Here is a 13,709-nt window from a genome sequence, read left to right as displayed (position 1 = left end):
TTTATTCTTCTTTATCTTTCAGATTTTGATAAAGGTTTTTGATGTAATCAGAGGCTTGTTTTGCTGTTTCTACAAAAGGTTGAGACATCTGGTTAAAATCATCATAATAGCTTTCTTTCGCTTCTTTTGAATCATAACTAATATCCGTTTCTAGGTTATAATTACCATTCAGTATTAAATCATATTCTCCACTTTGTACCCATTTCATCAATTCATTTATCCTTGAAACAGGGAATGGGTGAGTTTCGAAAATAGTATTGAAGAATTTATGAGTATTATCAAGCATTGTATTACTCTCTTCATACTCTTTTGCCTGTTGGAGAAATTCACCTAAATTCATTTGATCAATGAGGTTGCCACCAGCCGTCTTCATTAATAAATTTATAGATGTCTCAGGGTTTTGCGTAACTAATAAACTTGCTCTATCAGCAGATAATTCACTTTTCCGTTGCCATTCTTTTAATCCCGCTATTATCCCCAATAGGGCTGTGTTTCCTAATGGAATACCTAAATCAACGACAGAGACTTTTAAAAGAATACTAAGTAAAGTATGATACAAAACATGGCCACTAAGTATATGTCCTAATTCATGTGCTATAACAGCCTGTATCTCATCATCATTAAATGTCTCTAAAATCGATGAGTTAAGAATGATAAATGGATTTTCTACCCCTAAGGCTCCAGCATTTAAAATTGGACTTTGAGATACATAAATCTCAGGAATAACTTCAACGTCTAGTATTTGACAACATTCAACTAATAACTGATATATTTTAGGGAATTGTCTTTCGTTACATCTTACGGATGAAGCTAGCGTCATCATTCGAAGAGATTTTTCAGTTGATTTACTTATCACAAATTTTACAACTGTATCTAACCCTTTTATTTTTTTGAGTGATTTTAAGGCTACTTTATCTACAGGATGTTCCCAGGCAGCGGCCTTTATATTTTTGAAATGTATTTTTCTGATTTTTAAACTTTGATTTGCCATAAGTTAATCGTTGATAGATGAAGTTATAAACAAGATACAACGAAAGAAATTAACTAAGAAATCTATAAGTATCTGAGAAAGACAATCATGTTTAAAAATCATATATCTAATCAGAATAATTGTCTTTGTTATACTTTAGAATAGAGTATATTTGTTTTGATAGATCACTTTTTATTAGTAATAATTTTTCAATAGAGTTGTTTAACTACCGTCAAACGATATTACTTTTCTCACTATTTTTCCTGTCAGCTTGTGTTTCTTACAAAGAGTTGGAACAGGATAAAAGTCTTTTGGTAAAGCAGAGATTAGAAGGGGTTAAATACACTGACAAATCTTCTTTGGAATCGATAATAAGGAAAAAACCTAACCGTACTTTCTTAGGTACTGAAATGAGGATTCCTTTGTATGCTTATCAAAGAGGTTACAAGTATTACGTGAAAAATTATTCTAAAGATAGTATCAAATTAGTTGACGCTACTGAATATTGGGAAACGCTAATTTCTGCAAGGGAAAAAGAGTTAACCAAACAAATCAAGATAAACAGAGATAGCCTAAATTATTTATACACTCAAGATCTCTATGATTCCTATGAGGATATTCATGAACTTGAAAAACAAAGTATCAAAGACTCAGTTAAAGGAATTCGTAAGCTAAGAAAACTGAAGTCTAAATCTATTTCGAAAACTGATAAACTCACGGAAAGAGTTGAAAAAGGGAACTGGTTGATGAAATCTGCAGGAGAGCCTCCTAGTTATTTTGATCAGGACGAATCAGAAAATAATGCAAGAAGTATTGAGCGAGCACTTGTTCAAAGAGGGTTCTTAAATGCCTCTGTAACCTTGGAATTCGATACCTTAAAAAATAGTACTTATCCCTTTATTAGAGAGACATATACTGTTGATGAAAAAAGGCAATGGTTGATTAATAAAATTGCTTATGATGTAAAAGACAAAGCAGTGTATAATCAGATCCTTACTTTTAATAAAAAAAGTTATTTGAAAGTAAAAGGGAAGTACTCCGAAATAAAACTTCAGCAAGAAAGAGCGAGAATAAATAAGCTTTTAAGGGATAACGGATATTTCGATTTTAATAGCTCTTATATTAAATATGAGGTCGATACAAATCATCAACATGGTAAACTTGATATTAAAATCATTATTGATTCACCAGCTGATAAAGAAGCACATACAAAGTATTATGTAAAAGACATTTACGTTGAGACTGATCCTAATGATAAATCAGAAGCTGATACTACAAATTATGAGTCTATTACATATGTTGAGCATAAAAAGAAATACAAAGAAAAAATTCTAAACGGGAAGTTGGCATTAAAAGAAACCACACCTTTCAATGAATCGCTAACTAATGACACTCGTTTTTTCTTGAGTCAGATGGATGCTTTTAAATTCGTCAATATCGAATATGTAAAACAAGGCAGTGACTCTTTAAATGCATTGATTTATACCAGTTCATTTAATAAGTATCAGTATGCGTTCGAAACAGGACTAAATGTTAGTAGATCTTTACCAGGTCCATTTGCTAGTGTCTCATTAAAAACAAGAAATATATTTAAGGGTGCGGAGTCTTTAGAATTCAGAGGTCGTTTTTCTTTAGAAGCTCAGGCTAGTGTTGCTGAAACAACAAATGACATTTATAATGGTACTGAATATGGTTTAAGTGCTATTCTTAAGATACCTAGACCACTAATACCTTTTTCATCTAAGCTGAATGATTTATACTACTATCGTACTGCAAAAACCAATATAATTGGTGATGTTGCTTATGTAAGTAGACCTGAATATACCAGATTAAATTTGAAAGGTGAGTTTGGTTATGAATGGAGAAATAGAAAAGATGATCTATTTGAATTATCGCTAGCGGACTTGAATGTAATCAATACACCATTTTTAAGTAATCCATTCAGAATTAGGTTACAACAACTTGCCGAACAAGGAAACACATTACACTATTCTTTTGACAATTCTTTTGTATCAAGTATGCACTTGGGAGTTTCGAGAATGAGAGGAGAGTACATCACCAGTTCTTCAAAATCATCTTACATAAAAGTTTATGGAGAGATTGGTGGTAATGCACTAGACCTTGTTAATCAATGGACGGGAAGTGAACCAGGATCCATCTATGGTCTACGTTATTATAAGTTTTACAAATTGTATTATGACTTAAGAAGGGTTGTTCCTATTGGTGAGAAAAAGAAACATTTCTTTGCTTCAAGAATACATATGGGTATTGCTAAATCATATGGCGAGGTGGATGCCTTACCTTATGAAAAGTATTTTTTCTCAGGTGGTGGTAATAGTAATAGAGCATGGAGACCAAGACGATTAGGTCCGGGTTCTTATACACCTCCACAAAATGAAAATGGAACATTCGATTATAGCTATGAACAACCAGGTGATATTATTATTGAATTAAATGCTGAATGGCGTTACAAAATCACTAGGCTTTTCCAATGGGCATTCTTTATTGATGCAACAAATGTATGGTTGATTGAAGAAGATAAAACTAGACCAGGAGGCAACTTTGAATTTAGTCGATTCTGGAAGGAATTTGGAATTGGTGCAGGCTTCGGTGCCAGAATGGACTTCTCCTTCTTATTAGTAAGATTGGATATCGGTACAAAAATCTATGATCCAGCAAGAAAAGAAGGGGATAGATTTGTTGCAGGATATAATTTTTTCGGAAAAGGCACAACAGAATTTAATATAGGTATAGGGTATCCATTCTAATTCACTATTTTTGCAACCTAATTATAGAAATATGACAAATAGCGTTGTAATATTATTAGGTGCAAACCTTGGAGATAAATTTTCTACTATGGCAAATGCTGTAGAAGAATTGAAAAATAGTGTAGGTGAAATCTCAAAAATCTCTAGTATTTATGAAACAGATGCTTGGGGAAAGGAAGATCAACCATCATATCTAAATCAAGTTGTAGAAGTACAAACAGGTATTTCTGCTGATGATCTAATACATATCACACAAGATATTGAAAATAAATTAGGACGTGTCCGAAAAGAAAAATGGGGTGCTCGTATCATCGATATTGATATACTTTTTTACAATCATGATATCATTGATCTAGAGAACTTAAAAGTTCCACACCCTTGGCTTCAAGAGAGACGTTTTACATTAGAACCATTAACAGAAATTTTACATAACTATATACATCCAGTTTTAAATCTGTCAATTAGAGATTTACTTTTGCAGTGCGATGATCCTTTAGAGGTCAAAAAATTGGTAAAGGAAACAAATCATCCTACTTATTAATCTTATTTCAAGATGGGAAGAAGAAAGAAAAAAAACATAGTTTTAGAAAATATAGAAATTATCGATGTTGGAGCTGAAGGAAAAGCTATAGCAAAAACAGAAGATAATATGACTGTCTTTGTAACAGGAGCAGTAACAGGCGACGTATGTGACCTTCAAGTAACAAAGAAGAGAAAGTCATATATGGAGGCTAAACCTATTAAATTCCATAGTCAATCAGATAAGAGAATTGAGCCTTTCTGTGAGCATTTTGGGCTTTGTGGTGGTTGTAAATGGCAAATGTTAGATTACAAATGGCAATTGCATTACAAGCATAAACAAGTGGAAGATCAATTGTCTCGAATCGGTAAAATAGAATTACCAAAGTTCAACCCAATCCTTGGTTCTGAGAAGACAAAGAACTACAGAAATAAGATGGATTTCACATTTACTTCTAGTCGTTGGCTGACAAAAGAAGAAATGGAAACTGGTGGAGAAAATATCGAAAGAAGAGGTGTTGGTCTTCACCTTCCAGGTATGTGGAATAGAGTACTTCATCTAAACGACTGTTTCTTACAAAATGAACCAGCAGATGAAATCAGAAAAGAAGCTTATAAATATATCTTGGAAAATGATCTTACAACGTTTGATCATTACGAACATACAGGTCTATTAAGAAACTTAATCATCAGAACTGCTTCTACAAAAGATTTGATGGTTATGGTACAGTTCTATGATGACAATCAAGAACAAATAGATGGGTTTATGGAGCATCTAAAAAACACGTTTCCACAAATCACATCCTTGTTATATGTTATCAATCAAAAGAAAAATGACAGCTATCAGGATCTAGATTTTAAAGTATACAATGGCAAAGAGTATATTGAAGAAGAGATGGAAGGCCTTAGATTTAGAGTAGGTCCTAAATCTTTTTATCAAACTAACTCTGAACAGGCGTATACTTTATATAAAGTAGCTAGAGACTTCGCCAATTTAACAGGTGAAGAAAGAGTTTACGATTTATATACAGGTACTGGTACTATTGCTCAATTTGTTTCTCGTAAAGCAAAAGAAGTGATTGGTATTGAGTATGTTGAAGATGCTATTAAAGACGCAAAGAAAAACTCTGAGCTAAATAGTATCGACAATTGTAAGTTCTTTGCAGGAGATATGAAAGATATCCTTACAAGAAACTTTATTAAAAAACATGGAGAACCTGATGTAATTATAACAGACCCTCCAAGAGCTGGAATGCATGAAGATGTGATTAAACAAATTCTTGAGGTAACACCAAAAAGAATAGTTTATGTCAGTTGTAATCCTGCTACTCAAGCAAGAGATCTTGCACTTTTAGATGAAAAATATAAAGTCACTCAAGTAACACCGGTTGATATGTTCCCACAAACATATCATGTGGAAAATGTAGTAGCTTTAGAATTAAGATAAAAAAGAAAGGTGATCATTTATTTGATCACCTTTTTTCTTAAATAAAATCAGACTTTAGAATAACGAATTTTTCACCCACCTTTAAAGTTTCATATCCTTTTTGTTCTTCATAAATCGTTTTAAGAAGAAGTACATGATTCCAAGTTACTGAAGTGGGGTCTAAGCCAATTGCAGTAAATAGCCTTCTAGTAAGTGTAAAGAAACCATCTCCATATTGAATGGTCATGATAATCTGCTCGACTTTCACAGTATTAGTTTTTATGATTCTCTTTTCGTTGTTAGCATTAGTACTGTGCGAGATCGACAGGAACAAGAGGGTAGAAGTTAGAAATACAAAAAATAGCTTTTTCATTTGAGAGTAATATTTATTAGATAATTAATTGACTAACACAATTATAATGTAACATTGTTACTTTATCAAGTAAAATATGCAATTTTTTTAATAAAATTATTAACAGAAATCAACTAGGAGAGAAGCCACATTTTTGCTTCTTCAATGGATATAAAGTATTGATAATCATAACCTAAGTAATCACCTGAGTTTTCAATGATATTTTCCACACTTACTTGAGAAAGGAAATCTTGACTTACAATCAATGCATATTTCGTGATGTTACTTTTGACTAATTCCTTTCTTGCGAAATTAGAGGACCATTCTTGGGTAGCGACACTAATCTGGAAGTTGAAGTTTTGAAGGTCAGTTATACAATAAGTGGGTTTATATTTTTTGAAAAGATCAATCCATATCATCACTTCATTTTTATATTCTTCATCAGTTAACATAGAAGTATCTATATCAAACCAAGAATTAATTATGATTTGATTTTCTTCGTCCAATTGAATAAGATGAGCTGCTGTTTGATGAATAGTCTGCATTTAGCTATTTTGATTATTATAAAGAGATCATGTAGTAGAGTATGAAGATAGATATATATGTAATAAAATAAAACACTATTTAACATAACATAAATTATATTATTACCACCCAAGGAGCCTTTCCATACATTTTTGCATAATAATGTATTCATTCTGAATAGTTAAAGGTGTCTTTTTAGCTAATTCAACTATTTTCCATTCATGCTTAGTATCTTCATCAATTTGATCTGAGACACAGATAATACCGATATTTTCATACTTACTAATAAAATTTTGAGCAGCATCAATGTATTCAGTATTTAAAGGAATACCAATATAGAAATAATCACAATAGGCACTTTTCTTGATTATTTTCTGTCTATTTTTCTGAAAATCAGATAACTCTGTAATCACTTCAACTCCAACTACTTGTGGTCTTTCTGCTGATTCTTTTTTAGGTCGAACCAATGATAAAATATTAATCTCGGTAAAAGCAGCTAATTGAAACGCAATCAGGTGTTCAAACTTGGAAGTAAAATCAACGTTAAATGTTCTTGCTAACCATTGTTCTGATCTTAAAGCATTGATAATATTAGCTCTTGCAACGTTTTCGCTTGATAACTTATACTTTTCCATCTTCTTCAGATCTTCCCAATACTTATCCATTGTATTGGTCTTGACATGTTCATTCTTTTTCGATGATGGCATATCATAAGGAACAACAAATTGCTTTTTGTTGGCCTTGTCATCTAAAGCTATAGGTTCATCTTTTTTTCGACCTCTTTCTGTCTTCCCTCCTTTTAATGGTCTATAAATATTCCATAACTCCCTTAATTCATGACGCATATTAGCTCCCTCAATCATCTTATTTTTCACCTCTTCGACAATTCTAGACGGAGCGATGGTTCTGACCTTACTAAAAGTTTCAAGTTGCTCAGGAGTAGTTTTCACAATAGACTCATCCATTTCTGTAATATCGGAATAACCTAGAATTTCCATATACAGTTTTGCACCAGATCTTGCTCTCCAGAGGGTGGATATATTAATACCATTTTTCTGAGCCAAGCTTTTAACGTATTCAGTAAATGATCTTGCTCTTAACTTATAAAGTTCAGCAGATTCAATTCTATCCAATAACTTTGCTACTCTTAGCCAGTTTCTCCTATCCTTTTGAATTAATATCTCAAATTCAAGTTCTATTTGTTCTAATTCATTTAATTGCATAGTTGCAAGTTGCAACTTATAATCAATAAATACAATTATATTGTATCAATGTTTAAATAGAATATTTATATTGTATTGAATATTCTAAAATCATTATTTTGAAAAGATATATACTTTCAATATTTCTATTTTTTAATTTATATCACTCATCCTATTCTCAAGACATTTTATCTTTATTCTCAACAGAGGGACAAAATGCTCAAAATACCAGTTTAGAACTTTTCAGAAGGTATACTCAACCCCTATCTGAAAGTTATGCTTGGGCAATTAGTTTAGGATGGAATCACACTGCTCGACCACATAGACCTATTGGTTTCGATCTAAGTATTGGAACTTCTGCTATATTATTAGCTCCCGAACAATTATACTATACAGTAGATGATTTAGAAGGAGTTAGAGTGATTTCCGGTACAAATCGTTTACCTACCTTCTTCGGGTCAAATACTAATACTTCTGTAATCGGTGTAAAAAACGATGATGGCACTGAAGCCATTATTCCAGCTACTCAAGGTGTAAATATTGACTTTGCAGTACTGCCTACAATTAAGTTTGGTCTAGGTGTATTTAAGAATACTGAATTATTAGGAAGATTATTTCCTAAAGTAGAATACAATGGAATTGTTATGAGAATGTGGGGAGCTGGAATAAAACATAATATCATCCAATGGTTCTTTAAAGAGAAATCCCCCTTTGATTTAAGTATATTCGGAGGTTATACAGAAGCTCTAGGGAAATATCCGGTAGATCAATCAGGCGTTACACCTGTTGTTAATCCGGGGAATTTAGAATTTGAAACTAGAGGTGGAGATTTTGAAGCAATAATTTCTAAGACCTTCCCCCTACTCACAATTTATGCAAGCACAGGATTTGTATATAGTAAGAACACAACTACTCTTGTAGGTGATTATAGATTAGAGAACAATACAGATCAAACATTAAATATACCCGATGAAGGTGTCATCGATGTTTATGAACTTAAAGCATGGAAATTTACAGGTGGTGTAATGCTGAAATTTGGTCTAGTTTTCATAAATGGAGATTACACTTATGCCGAATCGCATCAGTTTAATGCGGGTTTAGGGTTAACATTAAAATAAAAGCAGGCAAATTTTGTTAAGAATTCTTAAATGCAACGTATAAATGCTTTTTTTAAAGCCTAAATAAACGATTTTTGTAGCTGCGTTTAGAATTATGGCGTTTCTTGCCCCTTTATGTGGTGTGTAAAGACTACCATACTCTAAACATTTTGATTGTAAATAGAATAATGTTTCAAACATTAAAATAGACTATATCGTGGATTTATTTGAAAAACTTCTTCAAGATAGAGGACCGCTAGGGTCTCACTCTAAAATGGCTCATGGTTATTATGCTTTCCCTAAACTTGAAGGAGAAATTGCTCCTCGCATGACCTTCAGAGGTAAAGAAGTATTGACTTGGAGTTTAAACAACTACTTAGGACTAGCAAACCACCCAGAAATTAGAAAAGCTGATGCTGATGCTTCAGCAGAGTTTGGTTTAGCTTACCCAATGGGTGCACGTATGATGTCAGGTAACTCTAACTTAATCGAAGAATTTGAGTCAGAGTTAAGTTCTTTTGTAGGTAAAGAAGATACAATGGTTTTAAACTTCGGTTACCAAGGTATCATGTCTGTAATCGACGCATTACTTGATAGAAAAGACGTAGTAGTTTATGATTCAGAATGTCACGCATGTATTATTGATGGTTTAAGAATGCATGTAGGTAAACGTTTTGTTTTCCCTCACAATGACATCGAGAACTGTGAAAAGCAATTACAAAGAGCGACAAAATTAGTTGAAGAAACTGGTGGTGCTATCCTATTAATTACTGAAGGTGTATTCGGTATGTTAGGTGACCAAGGTAAACTAAAAGAAATTGCTGCATTAAAAGATAAATACCAATTCCGTATGTTAGTTGATGACGCTCACGGATTCGGTACATTAGGTAAAACTGGTGCTGGTGCTGGTGAAGAGCAAGGATGTCAAGACGCTATTGATATCTACTTCTCTACTTTCGCTAAGTCAATGGCTTCAGTTGGTGCATTTATTTCTTCTGACGAGCAAGTGATTGAATATTTAAGATACAATACTCGTTCTCAGATCTTCGCTAAGACTCTTCCAATGCCATTAGTAAAAGGTAACTTGAAGCGTTTAGAGATGCTTCGTACAATGCCTGAACTAAAAGATAAGCTTTGGGAAGTAGCAACTGCTTTACAAAATAGCTTGAAAGAAAATGGTTTCGATATCGGTTTAACTGATACTCCTGTTACTCCAGTATTCTTACAAGGCGGTCAGAACGAAGCAGTAAACATGGTAATGGACTTAAGAGAGAACTTTAACATCTTCTGTTCAGTAGTTGTTTACCCAGTAGTACCAAAAGGTGTTATCATGTTGAGATTAATCCCAACAGCAACACATACTATTGCAGACGTAGAGGAAACAATCAGTGCTTTCAAAGCTGTGAAACATAAATTAGAATCAGGTGAGTATGCAAATGCTGAACCTCAAATATTCTCGTAAGGAATTAAGATTCAATTTAACTCAGAAAAGGATAAAATTTCGTTTAAAAAAACGGATTTTTATCCTTTTTTTATGTCTAAAAGTTGTTCTATTTGAAAGAAATTTTATAAATTGTGGTACACTTAATTTAATTCATCGATAGAAATTAAATACTAAAATGGACAAATTCACAGAACTTAAAGAGCTTATCCAGCAAACTGAAGAAGACGCTCAAAAATTTTATAACAACAAAGTAGCGGCTGCTGGTACTCGTGTTAGAAAAAACATGCAAGACATCAAAAAACTTGCTCAAGATATCCGTCTTGAAATCCAAGAGATCAAAAACAACGGTTAATTCCAAATTGATCTTTTCACAAAAAAGGGGTTGAATCTAAATTCAACCCCTTTTTTATTTATTTATGCATCTTTTTCAAAATATCGATACTCTCTCTTATCCTTTCAGTAAATGATAATTGATCGTAACTTAATTTCATTTCATATGCTGAAACATCTTGATGTTCACCTAATGCAATCCGACAAGTTGAGTGAGATTGGTAGGCTAGCTGATCTAAGATCTTTGAAATACCATATGTGAATGTAAAAAGATAATCAAACTTCTTTTTGATAAATAATTGAAGATGACTTTCAACATTTTTCTTATTCCAATTTATCTTTGAAAGTGGAATAATTTTATATTCAAAAGGAACATCAAAATCTATCCTTTTCTCCTCTGTAATGAAGATGATCTCAAGATTCTTTACCGTTTTTGGTAAAATTTTCTCAATAATTCTACTCTCATTTAGAGTTGATTTTAATTGTTCTAGATCTTTAATGTAAAATAAAACTCCTACCGAAGTAGATTCTTCAAATGGTAAATCATTATTATGCTCTATTCCACTCTCCTTTTTGGTGGATGAGATCTTATGTCCGAGTAGTTTGTTTCTAAAAATATCTAACATATTACTCAGTGATTAATTGTTTGAAATCTTCTTCTGTTAATACTTGAAGTCCTAAATCTTCAGCTTTTTTAAGTTTAGAGCCGGCTTTTTCTCCTGCTACTAAATAATCTACATTTTTTGAAATACTTGTTTTAACCGTTCCTCCATGAAGCTTAATGAGATCATGGATCTCATTCCTTGAAAATTCATAGAACTTACCAGTACAAACAAAAGACTTGCCCTCTAAAGTATCTAGTGTATTTTTCTTTTCAAGCTTAAACTGCAAACCAGCTTCTTGTAGTCTAGTGACTAAGGCTTTATTTTCTTCAACAGCAAAGAATGAAACAATCTCTTCGCCTACCGTATTACCAACATCATATAATTCAGAGATTTGCTCAATAGTTGCTTTCTCCAATTCTTCTATTGTTGGGAATGCTTCGCAAAGCTTTTCAGAAATAGTACTACCAACATTCCTAATTCCGAGAGCAAATAGTACTCTTTCATATGGAATGCTTTTCGATGCTTCTATTCCATTCAATAAATTATCAATAGACTTCTGTTTAAAACGTTCCATTACTGATAATTTATCACTATCCAATTGGTACAAATCTGCAACATCTTTTATCAATCCTTTCCCAATCAATTGATCAATGGTCTCTCCACCAATTGAATCAATATTCATGGCTTTCCTACTTACAAAATGTTGGATTCTCCCCTTAACCTGTGGTGGACAAGTTTCCTTATTAGGGCAATAGTGTTGAGCTTCACCTTCTTTCCTTATCAGCTCAGTATCACAAGCAGGACAATGAGTTATAAATTCAACAGGCTTATTTTTTTCATTTCTTTCTGTTTTATCAACTCCTGTAATTTTAGGAATGATCTCACCACCTTTTTCTACATATACCATATCATGATAATGCAGATCCAGCCTAGCAATCTCATTAGCATTATGAAGCGAAGCTCTTCTTACAGTAGTTCCCGCTAGCTGTACTGCAGCCAAGTTAGCTACAGGAGTAATTGCCCCTGTTCTACCTACTTGGTAAGTAACAAACTCTAATTCTGTTTTTGCAGCTTCAGCTTTATATTTATATGCAATAGCCCAACGTGGGCTTTTAGCCGTATTACCTAATTTTTTATGGAACTCTTCTTTATTCACTTTGATAACTACACCATCAGTTTCTAATGGCAAGTCGTGACGTTTTTTATCCCATCGAGTAATATAATCCCAAACACCTTCAATTGAATTTTCTTTTTCGAAAGTTGGTGATAAGTTAAAGCCCCATTCCTTGAGCTTCACTAAGCCATCATAATGTGTATCTATCCCCTCAATTTCTGTCACTATTCCATAGACATACATATCCAGTTTACGCTCTGCCACTTTTTTTGGATCTTGTTGTTTCAAAGCTCCTGCTGCTGCATTTCTTGGATTGGCTAAAAGGGGTTGAGGTTTATTGCCTTTACTGATTCTTTCCTCATTTTCGATAGCAATTTTTTCATTATTGATATCAAAAGATTTCTTACTCATAAAGACCTCTCCTCTCACTTCAAATTGTGATGGGTAATCTCCGTTAAGTTGTATTGGAATTGATCGAATAGTTTTAGCATTTGCTGTAACATCATCTCCTTTAACGCCATCTCCTCGCGTTACAGCTCTTACGAGTATTCCATCTTCATAAGTCAAACTTAGAGCAACACCATCATATTTCAACTCACAAACATATTCTACATCTTCATTTAGATCTTTTATCGTTCTTTCATTGAAGTCTAAAAGATCTTCTTTATCATAAGTATTTGATAAAGACAACATAGGTACATTGTGAGCAACGTTTTCAAAATTCTTAGTTGGCTCACCTCCAACTCTTAATGTTGGGGAGTTTGGTTTGACTAATGAAGGAAATTCTTCTTCGATTCTTTGTAGTTCCTTTAAGAGTTGATCATAATCTTGGTCAGAAACATCTGATACTCCTTCTTGATAATATTTTCTATTTAGCTCATGTAGAGTTATCGATAACTCCTCTACACGTTTTTCTGCATCGTTAATTTGCATATAACCTAATAAAGTGAATTTAGTTAGTACTATTCAATGTTTGATTTGATATCGTTAGCGATTCCAGCTAACTCTTCCGGTGTTAATTTTAATTTATGTTCAAAATTCATGTCAGACATACCATTAATTGGAATGAGATGCATATGTGCATGGGGAACCTCTAATCCTATCACTGCATGTCCTACACGATTACAAGGGAATACTTTTTTGATGGCTTTAGATATTTTCTTAGCCACAACATATAGACCCGCCAAAGTTTCATCATCCAGATCAAACATATCATCTACTTCCTTTTTTGGAACTACTAGTGTATGTCCCTTTTGTACTGGGAATATATCTAAGAATGCATAATAATTATCATCTTCATACACTTTGTGTGATGGTATTTCTCCTGCAATGATTTTTGAAAATATGGAAGCCATTT

13 protein-coding genes are annotated in these 13,709 nt (G+C 32.9%); 6 read left to right on the top strand and 7 right to left on the bottom strand.

Annotation, left to right across the window (positions count from 1 at the left end; genetic code table 11):
* Position 1: 1 nt before the first annotated feature.
* A complete protein-coding gene (locus HGP29_RS14605; RefSeq protein WP_168883158.1) occupies positions 2-991 on the bottom strand; it encodes a M48 family metallopeptidase in 990 nt (329 codons plus the stop codon).
* A 119-nt stretch (positions 992-1,110) separates the two neighbouring features.
* On the opposite strand from HGP29_RS14605, the gene tamL reads away from it, so the two are divergent.
* From tamL to rlmD, 3 genes are read left to right on the top strand one after another with little or no spacing between them, the layout of a single operon-like run.
* Positions 1,111-3,738 (top strand): translocation and assembly module lipoprotein TamL, encoded by a 2,628-nt coding sequence (gene tamL / locus HGP29_RS14600; protein ID WP_449401707.1) that lies wholly within the window; start codon positions 1,111-1,113, stop codon positions 3,736-3,738.
* Between the two features lie 31 nt (positions 3,739-3,769).
* Positions 3,770-4,279 carry a 2-amino-4-hydroxy-6-hydroxymethyldihydropteridine diphosphokinase gene (gene folK, locus HGP29_RS14595; RefSeq protein WP_168883156.1) on the top strand — a complete coding sequence of 170 codons (510 nt, stop codon included), beginning with the start codon at positions 3,770-3,772 and terminating at the stop codon, positions 4,277-4,279.
* A gap of 12 nt (positions 4,280-4,291) precedes the next feature.
* On the top strand, positions 4,292-5,704 hold the full coding sequence (rlmD, locus tag HGP29_RS14590) for a 23S rRNA (uracil(1939)-C(5))-methyltransferase RlmD (RefSeq protein ID WP_168883155.1): 1,413 nt from the start codon (positions 4,292-4,294) through the stop codon (positions 5,702-5,704).
* 37 nt (positions 5,705-5,741) lie between these two features.
* Here the strand turns inward: rlmD and HGP29_RS14585 are convergent, their stop codons facing one another.
* From HGP29_RS14585 to HGP29_RS14575, 3 genes are all read right to left on the bottom strand, one after another.
* Positions 5,742-6,056, bottom strand: coding sequence for a hypothetical protein (locus HGP29_RS14585; protein ID WP_168883154.1), 315 nt, complete (start codon positions 6,054-6,056; stop codon positions 5,742-5,744).
* A 113-nt stretch (positions 6,057-6,169) separates the two neighbouring features.
* The gene (locus HGP29_RS14580; protein ID WP_168883153.1) at positions 6,170-6,580 is read right to left on the bottom strand and encodes a hypothetical protein; all 411 of its coding nucleotides are present in this window, start codon (positions 6,578-6,580) and stop codon (positions 6,170-6,172) included.
* 102 nt (positions 6,581-6,682) lie between these two features.
* Entirely contained in the window at positions 6,683-7,783 is a 1,101-nt protein-coding gene (locus tag HGP29_RS14575) for a hypothetical protein (RefSeq protein ID WP_168883152.1), read from the bottom strand.
* A gap of 98 nt (positions 7,784-7,881) precedes the next feature.
* On the opposite strand from HGP29_RS14575, the gene HGP29_RS14570 reads away from it, so the two are divergent.
* From HGP29_RS14570 to HGP29_RS14560, 3 genes are all read left to right on the top strand, one after another.
* Positions 7,882-8,880 (top strand): DUF6588 family protein, encoded by a 999-nt coding sequence (locus tag HGP29_RS14570; RefSeq protein WP_168883151.1) that lies wholly within the window; start codon positions 7,882-7,884, stop codon positions 8,878-8,880.
* Positions 8,881-9,076: 196 nt separating this feature from the next.
* Positions 9,077-10,321 carry an aminotransferase class I/II-fold pyridoxal phosphate-dependent enzyme gene (locus HGP29_RS14565; protein WP_168883150.1) on the top strand — a complete coding sequence of 415 codons (1,245 nt, stop codon included), beginning with the start codon at positions 9,077-9,079 and terminating at the stop codon, positions 10,319-10,321.
* A gap of 157 nt (positions 10,322-10,478) precedes the next feature.
* Complete coding sequence (locus HGP29_RS14560; protein ID WP_066207506.1) at positions 10,479-10,655, top strand: histone H1; 177 nt, start codon at positions 10,479-10,481, stop codon at positions 10,653-10,655.
* Positions 10,656-10,713: 58 nt separating this feature from the next.
* On the opposite strand, the gene HGP29_RS14555 is transcribed toward HGP29_RS14560, so the two are convergent.
* The 3 genes from HGP29_RS14555 to HGP29_RS14545 are packed head-to-tail and all read right to left on the bottom strand — an operon-like array spanning position 10,714 to position 13,707.
* Positions 10,714-11,259 carry a DUF6913 domain-containing protein gene (locus HGP29_RS14555; protein WP_168883149.1) on the bottom strand — a complete coding sequence of 182 codons (546 nt, stop codon included), beginning with the start codon at positions 11,257-11,259 and terminating at the stop codon, positions 10,714-10,716.
* A 1-nt stretch (position 11,260) separates the two neighbouring features.
* Complete coding sequence (ligA, locus tag HGP29_RS14550) at positions 11,261-13,285, bottom strand: NAD-dependent DNA ligase LigA (protein WP_168883148.1); 2,025 nt, start codon at positions 13,283-13,285, stop codon at positions 11,261-11,263.
* Positions 13,286-13,314: 29 nt separating this feature from the next.
* Positions 13,315-13,707, bottom strand: coding sequence for an HIT family protein (locus HGP29_RS14545; RefSeq protein WP_168883147.1), 393 nt, complete (start codon positions 13,705-13,707; stop codon positions 13,315-13,317).
* Between the last annotated feature and the right edge of the window lie 2 nt (positions 13,708-13,709).

This window comes from Flammeovirga agarivorans, from assembly GCF_012641475.1.
Classification (GTDB): Bacteria; Bacteroidota; Bacteroidia; order Cytophagales; family Flammeovirgaceae; genus Flammeovirga; species Flammeovirga agarivorans.
The sequence above is the reverse complement of the archived record's forward strand: the minus strand, read 5'-3'. Positions and strand labels throughout refer to the sequence as shown.